The sequence below is a fragment of the Pseudomonas sp. BF-R-19 genome (genome assembly GCF_019956445.1).
GTDB lineage: Bacteria > Pseudomonadota > Gammaproteobacteria > Pseudomonadales > Pseudomonadaceae > Aquipseudomonas > Aquipseudomonas fluorescens_BH.
Window position 1 is genome coordinate 1 of record NZ_JAHBDN010000084.1, and the last position, 16,448, is coordinate 16,448.

A 16,448-nucleotide genomic window follows, 5' to 3' on the forward strand; every position below is an offset into this window, starting at 1 on the left:
GTGTCAGGCAATGACGATGTGTCTGGCAAATCGCCTTCGCGAGCAAGCCCGCTCCCACATGGGGGTACTGCGCTATTTCTTCAGGTGTTGCTTGAGTTCTTCAGACGCCTGCAGCATCGCCGAACGCACCGCTGGCACCTGGCTCACCACGTTGAGCAAACCGTAGTCGTGGATCAAGCCGTTATAGCGTACCGAGGTCACCGGCACACCGGCCTCGTCCAGTTTGCGCGCGTAGGCTTCGCCTTCGTCGCGCAACACGTCGGCTCCGGCGGTCTGCACCAGCGCTGGAGGCAGTCCTTTCAACTGGGCGGTGGTCGCGCGCAGTGGTGAGGCGTAGATCTCGTTCCGCTGATTGGCGTCTGTGGTGTAGTTGTCCCAGAACCACTTCATCATGTTTTTGGTGAGGAAGTGCCCCTCGGCAAACTGGTTGTAGGACGCGGTTTCGAAGTTGGCATCAGTCACTGGCCACAGCAGCACCTGGACCCTGATCGCCGGAGTGCCCTTGTCCTTGGCCATCAGCGCAACCACCGCCGCCATGTTGCCGCCGACACTGTTGCCGGCTACCGCCAGGCGCTGGCCATCGACATTGATCTCTTTGCCGTGCTCGGCCACCCATCGGGTCGCGGCGTAAGCCTGGTTGATCGCCACCGGGTAATGCGCTTCCGGCGACGGCGTGTAGTTCACGAACACCGCCGCTGCACCCGAACCCGTCACCAGGTCACGCACCAGCCGCTCGTGGGTCGGGAAGTCCCCCAGTACCCATCCACCGCCGTGGAAGAACATGAACACCGGCAGCTCACCCTTGACCCCGGCCGGTCGGACGATGGTCAGGCTGATCGGTTGGCCGTCGACTTGAATGGTCTTCTGGCTGACATCGGCTTTTGGCAGCGTCAGCTTCACTCCCGCCTGCGCGCCTACCAGAACGGCGCGGGCCTCGGCGGGCGTCATTTGCTCCATCGGCTTGCCGGTGCCGGCGTTCAGCACGTCGAGGAATGCCTGGGTGTTGTGTTCAACCCCGGTACCTGCGAACGCGTTGCTGATGGACAGGGCGAGAAGGGTACCGGTCAAGACTTTGCTGAAAGTGTTCATGTTCGTTTCCTGTTCGGGCCTGGGTAGTCAGCGCTTAGACGGTTACGTGCAGACGCACATCGACGTTGCCACGGGTGGCGTTGGAATACGGGCAGACCTGGTGGGCCGCGTCGACCAGTGCTTGTGCGTCAGCTTGTTCAAGACCCGGCAGGCTGATGTGCAGGTCGATGTCCAGACCGAATCCGCCGGGGATCTGGCCAATGCCGACGTGGGCGGTGATCGAAGCATCGTTGGGGATGCTGCGCTTGGTCTGGCTGGCCACGAATTTCAATGCGCCGATGAAGCAAGCGGAGTAGCCGGCGGCGAACAGTTGCTCGGGGTTGGTGGCGGCGCCGCCGGCACCGCCGAGTTCTTTCGGCGTGGCGAGCTTGACGTCGAGGATGTTGTCACTGGAAACCGCACGACCGTCACGGCCACCGGTGGAAGTTGCGATTGCGGTGTAGAGAGTTTGCATGGTGAAAGCCTCGTTCGGGGTTTGGTTTATTTTGCGCTAAATATTTGCGCGCTAAGTAAGTGCGAAGTGAATGTATCGCGCAAATATTTTGCGCACAAGATAAAATTTCAAAGAAATTTGAAAAAGACGAAAGGTTGTGAGGCGGTTTTGGTTGGAAGTATTGAACTAGAGCTGTCGAGGGGCAGCGTGGATTTTTTCAGGAGAGGGTGGTGAACCCGGTTTTTCAGTACTGCGCAAAACAAATGTGGGAGCGGGCTTGCTCGCGAAGGCGGTAGATCAGTCGACTCTTGTGTTGACTGAAACACCGCCTTCGCGAGCAAGCCCGCTCCCACAGGGGGATGTGTGGTGGTTTGGAGACTACAGGCTGTCTTGCAGGTGGCGACGCAACTCCTGCAGCTCCGCTTGCAGGTTTTGCAGGCGCTCCACGGTCATCCCGCTGGCGCCGAGGATGCACTGGGGAACATCACGGGCCTTGTCGCGCAACGCCCGGCCCTGTGCGGTGAGTTCGACGATCACCACCCGCTCATCCTCGCGGCTGCGGGTCCGGCTGAGCAGGCCTTCGGCTTCCAGGCGCTTGAGCAGTGGCGTCAACGAGCCAGGATCGGTCAGCAACCGCGTGCTGATTTCACCTACGGTCAAACCGTCTCTTTCCCATAGCACCATCATCGCCAGGTATTGCGGGTAGGTCAGGCCCAGCGCTTGCAGCAAGGGTTTGTAGACCTTGGTCATCATCAGCGAAGTGGAATGCAGGGCAAAGCAGGCCTGATTGTCCAGCAGCAGGTTGTCGCAGTTATCCGGGGTGTTGCGCTCGGTGGTCATGTCGAAGCCTTGATCTGTGATCTGAAGAATCTAGCGGGCGAATCTTTAATGCGCCAGATAATTTTGTTCAGTGCCGTTGCAAATGGGTTTGCAGCACCAGATCCCAGGGCGGAACGGGGCTGAAGCGAGTTTTCAGGTACTCCAGCAACAAGCGACTGCGGGAGTTGGGTTGCTGTTCCAGGCGCAAGGCATAGATGCCGGCGCTTTCCGGTTTCGGCAGGCCGCTGTCGCAGAACAACGGCAGCAACTCACCGCGCAACAGGTACTCGCTGGCCAGCCAGGTCGGTAGATGCGCGATACCCAGTCCGGCCAATGCGCCGCACACCAGCGCCTCGGCATTGTTGGCGCTCATGCGGATCCGTGCCGGCCGGTGCAACTGCATTTGCCCGTCGCGCTCGAAACGCCAGGCGAAGGGCGGGGCCAGGCCATCCCAGTCGAGTCCGTCGTGTTCCATCAGCTGTGACGGCTCGGTCGGCACGCCGCGACGCTGCAAATAATCAGGGCTGGCGCAGGCGATACGCACCATGCTCGCCAGTGGCGTGGCCACCAGCCGGGTATCGGCCAATTGCCCGGCGCGCAACACCAGATCGACCTTGCCCAGGTTCAGTCCCTGCATGTCGACGAAGCTGTCGATCAAGTGCAACTGCACATCGAGCCCGGGGTAAAGCATCAGGAAATCGGCGATCACCGGTGCCAGGTGCCGGCGCCCAAAGGCTGCCGGCGCATCGATACGAATCAGGCCTTCCGGCGCGCTGCTCAGGGACACGGCCTCGGCCCGGGCCAGGCGCAACTCGGCGACGATGCGCCGTGCGCGTTCGGCAAAGGCCAATCCCGCCGGGGTGGCGCGTACGGCATGAGTGCTGCGCAGGAACAGCTGACTGCCGACCGCGCTTTCCAGGCTGTCGATACGCCGAGCCACGGCCGAAGGGGTCAGCGGATGACGGCGCGAGGCGGCGGAAAAACTGCCGGTTTCCAGCACGTCGAGGAACAAGGCCAGTTGGTCGGTCAGTTGATTGGGGTTCATGGCAGGTTTGCGCCTGTGCGAATTTGGCACAGCCATTGTGCGTTGCTGTGCGTTTCCGTGCCAGAAGCAACTGCGTAGGATCAAAGGCCTGACAGCAACGGGGGAAAATGCTGTGATTGAGTTCTTGATGTATCTGGTGTTCGGCGCTGCGCTGGGTACGCTCGGCGGGTTGTTTGGCATCGGCGGCGGCCTGATCGCCATTCCGCTGCTGGGCGTGCTGTTCGGGCTCGATCAGCAGATAGCCCAAGGCACGGCGCTGGTGATGGTGGTGCCGAACGTGATGCTGGCGCTGTGGCGCTATCATCAGCGCAACCGGATCGAACTGCGCCACGCGTTACCGCTTGCGATCATGGGGTTCTGCTTCGCCTGGCTCGGATCGATCTGGGCGGTGGGCATTGATGCGCAAACCATGCGCATAGGTTTTGTCGCGTTTCTAATCGCACTGTCGGCGTACAACCTCGTTCGCATGTTCGCCGCCAGCGCCGCGACGGCTTCGCAGATGAACTACTCATGGCCCTGGCTGGGCGTACTGGGTGCTGCATCCGGCACGATGGGCGGGTTGTTCGGCGTGGGGGGCGCTGTGGTGGCGACACCGGTGCTCACCAGTCTGTTCGGCACCAGCCAAGTGGTTGCGCAGGGGTTGTCGTTGGCGCTGGCCTTGCCGAGTACCGGGGTGACGCTGGTGACTTACGCCGTGCACCATCAGGTCAGCTGGGTGATCGGCTTACCCTTGGCGGTCGGTGGGTTGATGAGCATCAGTTGGGGCGTGAAGGTTGCCCACGCATTGCCGGAGCGGCTGCTGCGCGGGCTGTTTTGCGGGTTCCTGGTGTTCTGTGCGGTGATGCTCGCCTTTAAAGTTTGAAGCCTTCGACGATGTGCTCGGCCAGGCACTCGGTGATGGGGGACGGGTTATGCAGGTTGCGCACGAGCATGATGCTGGCCTCGGGCAGCAGCGGCAGGTCCTCGGCCTCACCGAGGATGCGCATGTCCGCGGTGATCAGGCTTTCAAGCTGCGCCGTGACGGCCAGGCCGGCGCTGACCACTGCCATGATCGCCGACAGGCTGTCGCTGTTGTACGCCACCCGGTAATCGCGCCCCCGGGCATCCAGGGCATTGCAGGCCCACAGGCGGCAGAAGCAATCACTGTTGAACATCGCCAGCGGCAGCGGCGTCTGTTCGTGGGCGCTGTAGCATTGTGCCTCGGCCCAGACAAAACGTTCCTTGCGCAACAACTGGCCGATTTCGCTGCCCGGTTCGCGGGTGACGATGGACAGGTCGAGGTCCTGGCGCATCAACAGTTGTTTTGATGATTCGCAGTGCACTTCTATCTGAATCAGCGGGTAAGACTGGGCAAACCGGCGCAGAATCCCCGGGAGGAATCGCATCACATAATCGTCCGGCGTGCCGATGCGCACGGTGCCGATCATGTCGGGTTCACGCAAGGTGTTGAACACTTCGCTGTGCAGCTTGAGGATCCGTCGCGCATAGCCCAGCAACACCTGGCCTTCGGCCGTCAGCCGCACCTGCCGCCCGTCGCGCTGGAACAACTGGCGCTGCAGCACATCTTCTTCCAGTCGTTTCATCTGCATGCTGACGGCTGACTGGGTGCGGTTGACCATTTCACCGGCGCGGGTAAAGCCGCCCTGGTCGGCGATGGCGACGAAGGTGCGCAACACTTCGGTATCGATACTCGGGTAGGCGGACATCCATCAATCTCCGAGATATGTGACATCAGAAACATTCGTTGGATTGATCTTAGACCCGGCGCGAGACTGGAGCCATCCAAACGGAGGGCAACAAGATGAAAGGTCAACATGAGTTCCATGGTGCAGAAAAACACTCGATTCACGTGATATCCGATCTGCTGCACAAGGTCGGCCGCTGGTACGAACTGCATCGCGAGCGCGAACTGCTGGCGAGCTTGAGCGACGAAGCGCTCAAGGACATCGGCATGAGCCGTGCGGATGTGGAGAACGAGTCGATCAAACCGTTCTGGAATGACCCGATGCATAAATGATGAATGGCACGCTACACAAACCCCTTACCGGTGAGGTAGGTTGCGAGCAGACAAGGAGGCACCCATGCCCGCAACATTGTCCTTTACCCTCAAACAGGCTCGGCGTCTGGCGCTGGCCGCCCAAGGGTTCAACGGGCGGTCGCCGCCAGCGGCGATCAAGGCTGTTGCGCTCAATCGCCTGATCGAACGGCTGGGCATTCTGCAGATCGATTCGGTCAATGCATTGGTGCGTTCGCACTACCTTCCGCTGTTTTCCCGCCTCGGCAATTATTCCTCCGATTTGCTCGATCAGGCGGCCTGGAGTCAGGGTCGGCGCCGTACGTTGTTCGAGTATTGGGGCCATGAAGCCTCGTTATTGCCACTTTCCATGTACCCGTTGATGCGTTGGCGCATGCAGCGTGCGAGTCGTGGCGAAGACATCTATCAGCAATTGGCGCGCTTTGGTCGTGAACAGCAAGACACCATTCGCCGGGTGCTGGCTTCGGTTGAGGAGCAGGGCGCGCTAGGCGCCGGCAGCCTGTCGACCCGTCAGGAGCGGGCCGGCCCCTGGTGGGACTGGAGCGCGGAAAAGCATGCGCTGGAATGGCTGTTCGCTGCCGGTGAAGTGACCGTCGCCGGACGGCGCGGATTCGAAAGGCTCTACGATCTGCCGGAGCGGGTGATCCCCTCGGCGGTTCTTGCGCAACCCATCCTGAGGGAGGACGACGCCCAGCGTGGCCTGTTGCGGCATGCGGCAACGGCCTTGGGGGTCGGTACGGAGAAAGACTTGCGTGACTATTTCCGCTTGAACCCTGCAGACAGCCGCCCACGTTTGGCCGAGTTGGTCGAGGCCGGGGAATTGTTGACCTGCGAAGTCCAGGGCTGGCGGCAACCGGCCTATTGTCTGCCCGAGCCAAAAGTGCCGCGCAAAGTCGCCGCCAGTGCATTGCTCTCGCCGTTCGATTCGCTGATCTGGGAGCGCAGCCGGACTGAGCGGCTGTTTGATTTTCGCTATCGGCTGGAGATCTACACGCCGCAGGACAAACGGGTGTACGGCTATTACGTCCTGCCGTTTTTGCACAACGAGCGGATTGCCGCACGGGTTGATCTGCGCGCCGATCGGGCGGCAGGCTGTTTGGCGGTGCATGCGGTGCATGAAGAGGACGCGGGGCTGGATGAGGAGGGGATGCTGGCGTTGGCGGTCAATCTGCGGCAGATGGCGGATTGGCTGGGGCTGGCGCAGGTTCAGCTGAATTGCCCGCGGGCGAGTGCGGCAAGGTTGCGGGTGGCCTTCAAACAAATTGGTGGTGACTGAGCAGGCCTCTTCACGAGCAAGCCCGCTCCCACAATGACTGCACCGGTCACAAAAAATGTGTACGACGCGTACCCTGTGGGAGCGGGCTTGCCCGCGAAGGCGGACTATCAGGCAGCAAAAAGGTTAATGACTCACCGCCGAACCTGCTTCAGAGTCTCAGCAATCAAAAACGCCAGCTCCAGCGACTGATCGGCATTCATCCGTGGGTCGCAATGGGTGTGGTAGCGATCCGACAAGCCGTCCTCGGTAATCGGCCGCGCACCACCGATGCACTCGGTCACGTTCTGTCCGGTCATTTCGATGTGGATACCACCGGCATAACTGCCTTCGGCTTCGTGCACCTGGAAGAACTGCTTCACCTCGCCAAGGATCTGCGCGAAGTCGCGGGTCTTGTAGCCGCTGCTGGCCTTGATGGTATTGCCGTGCATCGGGTCGGAACTCCACAGCACCTGCTTGCCTTCGCGCTGGACGGCGCGGATCAGCTGCGGCAAGTGATCGCCGACCTTGTTCGCACCCATCCGCGCGATCAGGTTCAGGCGGCCCGGATCGTTCTGCGGGTTGAGCGCGTCGATCAAGCGAATCAGGTCGTCGGGGTCCATGCTCGGGCCGACCTTGACCCCGATCGGGTTGTTCACCCCGCGCAGGAATTCGACGTGGGCGCCGTCGAGCTGGCGGGTGCGGTCGCCGATCCACAGCATGTGGGCCGAGCAGTCGTAGTAGTCGTTGGTCAGGCTGTCGCGACGCACGAAGGCTTCTTCGTAGTTCAGCAGCAGCGCTTCGTGGGCGGTGAAGAAACTGGTTTCGCGCAACTGCGGCGAACTGTCCATGCCGCAGGCACGCATGAACGCCAGGGTTTCATCGATACGGTCGGCCAGGTGGCTGTACTTTTCCGCCAGCGCCGAGTTGGCAATGAAGTCCAGGTTCCACTTGTGCACCTGATGCAGATCGGCAAACCCGCCCTGGGCGAACGCGCGCAACAGGTTCAGGGTGGCGGTGGACTGGTGGTAGGACTGCAGCAGGCGTTCCGGGTCCGGCACGCGGCTTTTTTCGTCGAAACCGATTCCGTTGACGATGTCGCCACGGTAGGCGGGCAGGGTCACGCCATCGATGGTTTCGTCATTGGCCGAACGGGGTTTGGCGAACTGCCCGGCCATGCGTCCGACCTTGACCACCGGACAGCCGGCGGCAAAGGTCATCACGATCGCCATCTGCAACAACACCTTGAAGGTGTCGCGGATTTTCGCCGCAGAGAATTCGGCGAAGCTTTCGGCGCAATCGCCACCCTGCAACAGAAACGCGCGGCCCTGGGTCACCTCGGCAAACTGACGGCGCAACTCCCGGGCTTCGCCGGCAAACACCAGCGGCGGATAGCTGGCCAGGGTCTGCTCGACCTGCTGCAGATGCGCGGCATCGGGGTATCGGGGTTGTTGCTGGATCGGCAGGGCGCGCCAGCTGTCAGGGCTCCAGGGTTGGCTCATCACGGTCTCTAGTGTTTTCGCTCGGACGTCCATGTTATCAGCAAATTAGTGCGTGACCTGTTCCCTTCGCTTCGCCGACAATCTCGCCTTTGCCGCTCTCTACACGCGGTGTTATTGCGTTGCCGGCCCCGGTGACGATCAGGAGATGAAATGACTGAGGAGCGCGTCGAGCATCTGCTCGCCGAGGTACAGGACGAGTTCGGCGTGATTCGTGTGCTGGAAGTGGCCGATTACCGTTTTCTCGAGTTCGGTGATGCCATCGAGCAAAGCTGCGTGTTCACGGCCGATCCGAGCTGGCTCGAGTACGACTACACCCGGGCGATGCTGATCGGCGCGCTGTGCCACGAGCAACCGGAAAGTGCGCTGTTTCTTGGTCTAGGCGCCGGTACGCTGACCCAGGCCTGCCTCAAGTTCCTGCCGCTGGAAGATGTCGAAGCCATCGAACTACGCCCGGATGTACCGCGCCTGGCCATTGAATATCTGGGGCTGGATGATGATCCGCGCCTGTACATCCGTGTTGGCGATGCGCTGGAGTTGCTGGACACGGCTGAGTCGGCGGACCTGATTTTCGTCGACCTTTATACCGATGTCGGTCCGGGTGTCGGGCATCTGGCCTGGAGCTTTCTGGAAAACTGCCAGAAGCGATTGAATTCGGGTGGCTGGCTGGTCATCAATCAGTGGGCTACCGACGATGGCAAACCCTTGGGCGCCGCCTTGTTGCGCGGTTTGTACCACCGACATTACTGGGAGCTGCCGGTGAAGGAGGGCAACGTGATTCTGATCGTGCCGTCGGAGCTCGACCAGGAACTGGACATGGACGGCTTGATCGCCCGTGCCGAAGCGCTGGCGCCGCGGTTGGGGTATTCGCTGGATTCGTTGATCAAGTGCATTCGCCCGGCTACCTGATTAATTGATTGTCTGGACGGGCCCCTTCGCGAGCAAGCCCGCTCCCACAGGGTCCGATGAGCTCCGGAGATCCACTGTGGGAGCGGGCTTGCTCGCGAAGGGGCCATCAAAGCCAATATCAGAATCAAAGCCCTTTGAAGACTCCAGGCCGTCGCTCCACCATCGATCGCACACCTTCCTTGACGTCCTCGCTAGCCATCAACTTCTTGACCAGCAGCGGCAACGCCTGTGCCGCTGCGGTTTCCCCTTCATACCGGGCCTGTCGAGCAGACATCAGCGTCGCCTGCACCCCAAGCGGTGCCTGACGGGCGATCCGTTCGGCCAGTTCAATCGCCCGGGGCAGCAAATCCTCGCTGGCCATTACCTCCTGCACCAGACCCAGGTGCAAGGCATCACGGGCGTCGAATTCATCACCGGTCAATAACCAGCGCATGGCATTTCCCCAGCCGGAGACTTGATGCAGGCGCAGGGTGGCGCCGCCGAACGGGAAGAGCCCGCGTTGCACTTCCATCTGCGCGAACCGGGTGTTGCTGGCGCACAGGTTGATATCGGCGGCCAGCATCAATTCGATGCCGATGGTCAGGCAATAGCCTTGGGCGGCGACAATTACCGGTTTGCTGACCCGGGGACCTGCGAACACCCCCCACGGATCACAGCCGCCGGGCGGAACCTGCCAGCCGTCTGCGAGCGTGGTGCCGGCATTGACCAGGTCGAGCCCGGCGGTGAAGTGCTCGCCATGAGCGAACACCACCGCCACCCGCGCCTCGCTGTCGGCTTCGAACTCGCCATAGGCCAGGCTCAATGCGTTGAGCAGGTCGAGATCGAAGGCGTTGCGCTTGGCCACCCGATCCAGACCGATCATGAACACATGACCATGCCGTTCGCGGCTGACTCGACTGGAGCTGGGCTGATTCATGGAGTGATCCTCGGGGTGGGAAAGGCGTGCCAGACCGGCGGTCTGCACGGCAATGGGTGAACCGTTTTAGCGCCATCACCCGCAAGGCTGGGCCTTTGAAAAGTAGACGGCTGATCGATTATTCGCAAAGCCTGTGACATAACGGTGTATCCGGTGGATTTCCGATAAAAAAAGCTCCCTTTTTTGGCAAATTCCGGTATAGTGCGCGCCGGCCTTTAGCCGGGCCGCGTTTAGGTAGAGCAATTCCCCGAAGTCAGCTTCGGCTGCACGTCCGTACTGCGGACTCTTCCTTGACGATTCTTTTCATTCATTCGTTTTCGCAAATCCCCGCCGACAAAGCTGCCAGGGCGACTCTTGAGTCTCAACACGGCACGCGCAGCTTTGGAGCATGGGTCTTTGCGGATGCACTTAGAGGCAGACCCATGACCCAGGAAACCGGCGGCTTCGCCGCTTTTAATCTTAATCCGAATATTCTTGCAGCCGTCACCGCGACTGGCTACGAAGAGCCATCGGCTATTCAGCAGCAATCGATCCCGATCATCATGGCCGGTCACGACATGATTGGTCAGGCGCAAACCGGTACGGGTAAAACCGCTGCGTTCGCCCTGCCGATCCTGCATCGCATCGATCCTGCAAAGCGCGAACCGCAAGCCCTGATCCTGGCGCCAACTCGTGAGTTGGCGCTACAAGTTGCAACCGCTTTCGAAACCTACGCCAAGCAAATGCCGGGCGTAACTGTTGTGGCTGTCTACGGCGGCGCGCCGATGGGCCCACAGCTGAAAGCAATCCGTAATGGCGCACAGATCGTTGTCGCCACTCCGGGCCGTCTGTGCGACCACCTGCGTCGCGACGAAAAAGTACTGGCGACCGTGAACCACCTGGTTCTCGACGAAGCCGACGAAATGCTCAAACTGGGCTTCATGGACGACCTGGAAGTTATCTTCAAGGCCCTGCCTGTCACCCGTCAGACCGTATTGTTCTCGGCCACCCTGCCGCAGTCGATCCGTGCCATTGCTGAACGCCACCTGCGCGATCCGCAACACGTGAAGATCCAGACCAAGACCCAGACCGTTACCGCGATCGAACAGGCTCACCTGTTGGTTCACGCTGACCAGAAGACTTCGGCCGTTCTCAGCTTGCTGGAAGTGGAAGATTTCGACGCCCTGATCATGTTCGTGCGCACCAAGCAAGCGACCCTGGACCTGGCCAGTGCCCTGGAAGCCAAAGGCTACAAAGCCGCTGCGCTGAACGGTGACATCGCCCAGAACCAGCGTGAGCGCGTGATCGACTCCCTCAAGGATGGCCGTCTGGACATCGTTGTGGCGACCGACGTTGCTGCTCGTGGCCTGGACGTTCCGCGCATCACTCACGTGTTCAACGTTGACATGCCGTACGATCCAGAGTCCTACGTTCACCGTATCGGCCGTACCGGCCGTGCCGGTCGCGAAGGTCGTGCACTGCTGCTGGTGACTCCGCGTGAGCGCCGCATGCTGCAAGTGATCGAGCGTGTAACCGGTCAAAAGGTTGCTGAAGTTCGCCTGCCGGACGCTCAAGCCGTTCTGGATGCGCGCATCAAGAAACTGACCAACAGCTTGTCGCCGCTGGTTGCTGATGCCGAATCGACTCATGGCGATCTGCTGGATCGTCTGACCGCCGACATCGGTTGCAGCCCGCGTGCCCTGGCCGCAGCCCTGCTGCGCAAGGCTACCAACGCTCAAGCGCTGACCCTGGCCGCTATCGAGAAAGAACGTCCACTGGTGCCTAACAATGCACCGCGTGGCGATCGTCCAGAGCGTTCCGGTGATCGTCCTGAGCGTGGCGACCGCGAGCGTCGTGCTCCGATGCCATTGGGCGAAGGCCGTGCACGTTGCCGTACCGCGCTGGGCGCGCGTGACGGTATCGCTGCCAAGAACCTGCTGGGCGCCATCCTCAACGAAGGTGGTCTGGCGCGTGAAGCGATCGGTCGCATCCAGGTACGTGACAGCTTCAGCCTCGTCGAGCTGCCGGAAGATGGTCTTGAGAAGTTGCTGACCAAGCTGAAGGACACTCGCGTTGCCGGCAAGCAGTTGAAGCTGCGTCGCTACCGCGAAGATTGATCCGCTCTCGGGCTGATTGATCGAACATGAAAAATCCCCGACTGGTTCGGGGATTTTTTTTGCCTGCTGTTTTTTTGGGGGGAGGGGGCGACGCTTGAGCCCTGTGGGAGCGAGCCTGCTCGCGATGGGGGCAACTCGGTCCATGGGCTAGCCGAAGCGATAGATGTCCATGCCCAATGCACCCATGGTGAACCCCTGATGGGCAACGCTGAACTGCCCCCCGGCAGCGCGGGCAAAGTACAACGGCAACAAGTGCTCATCACTCGGATGATTGCGTACAGCGTTTGGCGCCTGCGCGCGATAGTCGTGCAGCGCGGCTTCGTCATTCGCGGCGAGTTTCTCGATCATCCAGTCGCGAAATGCCAGGGCCCAGGGCTCAACACTCTCGGGGCCGGCATGCCAGTCCAGTTCCCGCAGGTTGTGAGTGATGCTGCCGGAGCCGATCAGCAGGACGCCTTGCTCACGCAGGCTGGCCAGCGCGTGGCCAACGCGGGTCTGCAGGACGGGACCGCCACGACTGGGCAATGAAACCTGGACTATCGGGATGTCTGCCTGCGGATACATCAGCGATAAAGGCACCCAGACGCCATGGTCGAAAGGCCGATTGCTGTCGATACGTGCAGCAAAGCCAGCGGTTTTCAATAACTCGGTAACCTCTGCGGCGAGTGATGGGTCGCCGGGGGCTGGGTACTGGACTTTGAACAGGGCTTTGGGAAAACCACCGAAGTCGTGCCAGGTTTCCGGTTGTGGATTGCCGCTGACCAGCAGCTCATTGCTTTCCCAGTGCGCGGAAACAATCACAATGGCTTTGGGCTTCGGTATCTCGGCGGCCAGGCGGGCGAGCGCCGGCCCGCTGGCACCGGGTTCCAGGGCGAGCATGGGGGAGCCGTGGGATATGTACAGGCTGGGGAACATGAATGAGCTCCTGAGAGTTAAGATGCAACATCTTCAGTCAGATCATTAATCTAAATCTAATATAAGTTTTAGGGTGTTTTGATCGAATTTTCGGGGTTATTTATGCAGCCGGAGTTTTGGCACAAGAAATGGGCGGCGAACCAGATCGGCTTTCACCTGCCGCAGGTGAACCCTCATCTGAAGCGGTTCTGGCCAGCGTTAAGCCTTGAAGAAGGCGCACGCGTATTGGTGCCGTTATGTGGAAAAAGCCTGGATTTGTTATGGCTCGCCCATCAAGGCCATGAGGTCCTGGGAGTCGAACTGTCGGAAAAAGCCGTCGAGGAGTTTTTCAGCGAACATGGCTTTGATCCGGCCGTCAGCGAGCAGGGGCCGTTCAAGGTTTATCGGGCAGGTTCCATTGAACTGTGGTGCGGCGATTTCTTCGAGCTGACGGCAGGCGATGTTGCCGATTGCTCCGCACTTTATGATCGCGCGGCGTTGATCGCGTTGCCGACGGAAATGCGAGAGCGCTACGCCGCCCATTTGAAGAGGATTCTGCCGAAGGAGTCCCTTGGCCTGTTGATTACCCTGGACTATGACCAGGCGCAAATGCCCGGTCCGCCGTTTGCTGTGCTCGATGATGAGGTGCGGCGGTTGTTCGGGGACTCGTGGGCGCTGAAGATCCTGGAAGATCAGGATGTGTTGAGCGAGAGCGGGAAGTTTCTGGAGGCAGGTGTCACGCGGCTGGAGGAGCGGGTGTATCGGGTTTCCAGTCGGTAGGAACGGTTAGCTTCACTGGCCCCTTCGCGGGCAAGTCGAATCGTCGCACCGCCGCTCCCACATTTGACCGCGATCCCCTGTGGGAGCGGGCTTGCCCGCGAAGGGGACCTGAAAAACACCGAAACATTCCAGCAGACAAAAAAGGCCCGCATCGCTGCGGGCCTTTTGTTTTGCTGTGGAGTGTATTAGCCCCGACGACGGGCCAGAGCGTCGATACGCTCTTCCAGCGGCGGGTGGCTCATGAACATGCGAGCGAACCCTTGCTTGATGCCACCGTTGATGCCGAAGGCGTTCAGGGTGTCGGGCATGTGTACCGGCAGCCCTTGTTCCGCCCGCAGGCGTTGCAGGGCGCCAATCATCGCGGCGGTGCCGGCCAGGTTTGCACCGGCTTCGTCGGCACGGAATTCGCGCTTGCGCGAGAACCACATGACGATGGCGCTGGCCAGGATGCCCAGAACCAGTTCAGCGAAGATGGTCGCCACGTAGTAGGCAATGCCCTGGCCTTCTTCGTTCTTGAAGATCACCTTGTCGACGAAATTGCCGATGATCCGTGCGAAGAACATCACGAAGGTGTTCACCACACCCTGGATCAACGCCAGGGTAACCATGTCGCCATTGGCTACGTGGCCGATTTCGTGGGCCAGGACGGCTTTCACTTCATCCGGCGAGAAGCGTTCGAGCAGGCCCTGGCTTACCGCGACCAATGCGTCGTTCTTGTTCCAGCCGGTGGCGAAGGCGTTCGCTTCGTAGGCCGGGAAGATACCGACTTCGGGCATCTTGATCCCGGCTTCGCGGGACAGTTGCTCGACGGTTTGCAGCAGCCATTGCTCGTGACGGGTGCGTGGCTGGGTGATGATCTGGGTGCTGGTGCTCATCTTCGCCATCCACTTGGAGATGAACAGCGAGAACAAGGAACCTGCGAAACCAAAGACCGCACAGAAGATCAGCAGCTGATTGAGGTTGAGGTCAACCCCATTGGCCGCCATGAACCCGTTGAAGCCGAAAAGGCTCAGGGTGATGCTGGCAATCAGCACGACCGCCAGGTTAGTGGCCAAGAACAGCAGGATGCGCATCATGGTTGTAGAAATCTCCTCATACTAAAGATGTAGCGTACTGCGGGGTATATAAGGTGCTGCACCGGGGTATTCAACCGGGTGACTATTTCAAACTGTGTCCTACGGCAACAGTCTAGCTGCTTGCAGGGCATTTCCGACGAGTATGCGGGAAGAGTTTGTCAGTCAATTCATGTCGAAGGCCCCGCCTTTGTTAGGCGCGAGCAGGCAAGGCGCTGTCCGGCAGCGACAAAGCGACTGCCAGCGGCGTAATGCAAACAAATGTTGCCGGATGAATCACCGTGCGACCTGCGGGAAGGTCGCACGGTGACAGATCGCTTACTGGCGGTAGGACTTGAGGAAGCCGCCGATGCGTCCGATGGCCATTTCCAGGTCATCGACACGGGGCAGGGTCACGACGCGGAAGTGGTCTGGCCATGGCCAGTTGAATGCGGTGCCTTGAACCACCAGCAGCTTCTCGGAGAGCAGCAGGTCGAGGACGAACTTTTCGTCGTTATGGATCGGGCAGACCTTGGGGTCGATCCGCGGGAACGCATACAGCGCGCCCATTGGCTTGACGCAGCTCACGCCCGGAATGTCGTTGAGCAACTCCCAGGTGCGGTTGCGTTGCTCCAGCAGGCGGCCCTGCGGCAGCACCAGGTCATTGATGCTCTGATAGCCACCCAGGGCGGTCTGGATCGCGTGCTGGCTCGGCACGTTGGCGCACAGGCGCATGTTCGCCAGCATGTCAATGCCTTCGATGTAGCTCTGGGCGTGGTGTTTCGGGCCGGAAATGGCGATCCAGCCGGAACGGAAACCGGCGACGCGATAGGATTTGGACAGACCGTTGAAGGTCAGGCACAGCAGGTCCGGCGCCAGGGAGGCGGTGCAGATGTGCACGGCATCGTCGTAGAGGATCTTGTCGTAGATCTCGTCGGAGAACACCACCAGGTTGTGCTGGCGGGCCAGTTCCAGCATGCCCAGCAGGACTTCTTTGGAGTACACCGCGCCGGTCGGGTTGTTCGGGTTGATGATCACCAGGGCCTTGGTGTTCGGGGTGATCTTGGCCTTGATGTCGGCCAGGTCTGGCCACCAGTTGGCTTGCTCGTCGCACAGGTAATGCACCGGATTGCCGCCGGACAGGCTCACGGCTGCGGTCCACAACGGATAGTCCGGCGCCGGCACCAGCACTTCGTCGCCATTGTTGAGCAGGGCCTGCATCGACATCACGATCAGTTCGGAAACGCCGTTACCCAGGTAGATGTCTTCAATGCCGACGCCTTCTACCTGCTTTTGCTGGTAATACTGCATCACGGCCTTGCGCGCACTGAACAGACCCTTGGAGTCGCTATATCCCTGGGCGGTCGGCAGGTTGCGGATTACGTCCTGGAGGATTTCATCCGGTGCTTCGAAACCAAAGGGCGCCGGGTTGCCGATGTTCAGCTTGAGGATGCGATGGCCTTCCTCTTCCAGACGCTTGGCGTGCTTGAGCACCGGGCCGCGAATGTCGTAGCAGACGTTGGCGAGCTTGTTCGATTTGCTGACCTGCATGGCGATGTGTTCCCGAAAATGAACGATCCAGACGGCGTTTGGGCAACCGTGCTGGGAATCCTGCGTATTCACACAGGC

16 protein-coding genes are annotated in these 16,448 nt (G+C 60.5%); 6 read left to right on the forward strand and 10 right to left on the reverse strand.

The features are described from left to right. Window positions 1-72: 72 nt before the first annotated feature. From KGB28_RS24625 to KGB28_RS24640, 4 genes are all read right to left on the reverse strand, one after another. Window positions 73-1,089, reverse strand: coding sequence for an alpha/beta hydrolase (locus tag KGB28_RS24625; protein ID WP_150756015.1), 1,017 nt, complete (start codon window positions 1,087-1,089; stop codon window positions 73-75). A gap of 34 nt (window positions 1,090-1,123) precedes the next feature. Next, window positions 1,124-1,543 carry an organic hydroperoxide resistance protein gene (locus KGB28_RS24630; protein WP_046031808.1) on the reverse strand — a complete coding sequence of 140 codons (420 nt, stop codon included), beginning with the start codon at window positions 1,541-1,543 and terminating at the stop codon, window positions 1,124-1,126. 357 nt (window positions 1,544-1,900) lie between these two features. Then, the gene (locus KGB28_RS24635; RefSeq protein ID WP_150756014.1) at window positions 1,901-2,362 is read right to left on the reverse strand and encodes a MarR family winged helix-turn-helix transcriptional regulator; all 462 of its coding nucleotides are present in this window, start codon (window positions 2,360-2,362) and stop codon (window positions 1,901-1,903) included. A gap of 67 nt (window positions 2,363-2,429) precedes the next feature. Then, the gene (locus tag KGB28_RS24640; RefSeq protein ID WP_150756013.1) at window positions 2,430-3,386 is read right to left on the reverse strand and encodes a LysR family transcriptional regulator; all 957 of its coding nucleotides are present in this window, start codon (window positions 3,384-3,386) and stop codon (window positions 2,430-2,432) included. A 127-nt stretch (window positions 3,387-3,513) separates the two neighbouring features. Here KGB28_RS24640 and KGB28_RS24645 point away from each other — a divergent pair, with 127 nt between their 5' ends. After that, on the forward strand, window positions 3,514-4,248 hold the full coding sequence (locus KGB28_RS24645) for a sulfite exporter TauE/SafE family protein (RefSeq protein ID WP_150756023.1): 735 nt from the start codon (window positions 3,514-3,516) through the stop codon (window positions 4,246-4,248). Here the strand turns inward: KGB28_RS24645 and KGB28_RS24650 are convergent. Continuing rightward, window positions 4,238-5,092, reverse strand: a complete 855-nt coding sequence (locus tag KGB28_RS24650; RefSeq protein ID WP_150756012.1) for a LysR substrate-binding domain-containing protein — start codon at window positions 5,090-5,092, stop codon at window positions 4,238-4,240. The two genes, KGB28_RS24645 and KGB28_RS24650, sit on opposite strands and share 11 nt — an antisense overlap. 95 nt (window positions 5,093-5,187) lie before the next feature. Here KGB28_RS24650 and KGB28_RS24655 point away from each other — a divergent pair, with 95 nt between their 5' ends. Together KGB28_RS24655 and KGB28_RS24660 are read left to right on the forward strand one after the other, a co-directional pair. Then, the gene (locus KGB28_RS24655; protein ID WP_007983517.1) at window positions 5,188-5,403 is read left to right on the forward strand and encodes a DUF1127 domain-containing protein; all 216 of its coding nucleotides are present in this window, start codon (window positions 5,188-5,190) and stop codon (window positions 5,401-5,403) included. A 64-nt stretch (window positions 5,404-5,467) separates the two neighbouring features. Then, window positions 5,468-6,697, forward strand: coding sequence for a winged helix-turn-helix domain-containing protein (locus KGB28_RS24660; protein WP_223448262.1), 1,230 nt, complete (start codon window positions 5,468-5,470; stop codon window positions 6,695-6,697). A 131-nt stretch (window positions 6,698-6,828) separates the two neighbouring features. On the opposite strand, the gene KGB28_RS24665 is transcribed toward KGB28_RS24660, so the two are convergent. After that, a complete protein-coding gene (locus KGB28_RS24665; protein WP_150756010.1) occupies window positions 6,829-8,175 on the reverse strand; it encodes a class II 3-deoxy-7-phosphoheptulonate synthase in 1,347 nt (448 codons plus the stop codon). Window positions 8,176-8,325: 150 nt separating this feature from the next. On the opposite strand from KGB28_RS24665, the gene KGB28_RS24670 reads away from it, so the two are divergent. Then, entirely contained in the window at window positions 8,326-9,081 is a 756-nt protein-coding gene (locus tag KGB28_RS24670) for a spermidine synthase (RefSeq protein WP_150756009.1), read from the forward strand. 124 nt (window positions 9,082-9,205) lie between these two features. Here the strand turns inward: KGB28_RS24670 and KGB28_RS24675 are convergent, their stop codons facing one another. Continuing rightward, window positions 9,206-9,997, reverse strand: a complete 792-nt coding sequence (locus tag KGB28_RS24675; RefSeq protein ID WP_150756008.1) for a crotonase/enoyl-CoA hydratase family protein — start codon at window positions 9,995-9,997, stop codon at window positions 9,206-9,208. Window positions 9,998-10,419: 422 nt separating this feature from the next. Here KGB28_RS24675 and KGB28_RS24680 point away from each other — a divergent pair, with 422 nt between their 5' ends. Continuing rightward, the gene (locus KGB28_RS24680) at window positions 10,420-12,093 is read left to right on the forward strand and encodes a DEAD/DEAH box helicase (protein WP_150756007.1); all 1,674 of its coding nucleotides are present in this window, start codon (window positions 10,420-10,422) and stop codon (window positions 12,091-12,093) included. Window positions 12,094-12,240: 147 nt separating this feature from the next. Here the strand turns inward: KGB28_RS24680 and KGB28_RS24685 are convergent, their stop codons facing one another. Beyond that, the gene (locus KGB28_RS24685; protein ID WP_150756006.1) at window positions 12,241-13,008 is read right to left on the reverse strand and encodes a DODA-type extradiol aromatic ring-opening family dioxygenase; all 768 of its coding nucleotides are present in this window, start codon (window positions 13,006-13,008) and stop codon (window positions 12,241-12,243) included. Between the two features lie 102 nt (window positions 13,009-13,110). Between KGB28_RS24685 and KGB28_RS24690 the strand changes: the two genes are divergently transcribed. After that, complete coding sequence (locus KGB28_RS24690) at window positions 13,111-13,767, forward strand: thiopurine S-methyltransferase (protein ID WP_150756005.1); 657 nt, start codon at window positions 13,111-13,113, stop codon at window positions 13,765-13,767. A gap of 185 nt (window positions 13,768-13,952) precedes the next feature. Here KGB28_RS24690 and htpX read toward each other — a convergent pair whose 3' ends face one another. Then, window positions 13,953-14,843, reverse strand: a complete 891-nt coding sequence (gene htpX, locus KGB28_RS24695) for a protease HtpX (RefSeq protein WP_007973520.1) — start codon at window positions 14,841-14,843, stop codon at window positions 13,953-13,955. A gap of 315 nt (window positions 14,844-15,158) precedes the next feature. Next, complete coding sequence (locus tag KGB28_RS24700; protein ID WP_007973513.1) at window positions 15,159-16,370, reverse strand: pyridoxal phosphate-dependent aminotransferase; 1,212 nt, start codon at window positions 16,368-16,370, stop codon at window positions 15,159-15,161. Between the last annotated feature and the right edge of the window lie 78 nt (window positions 16,371-16,448).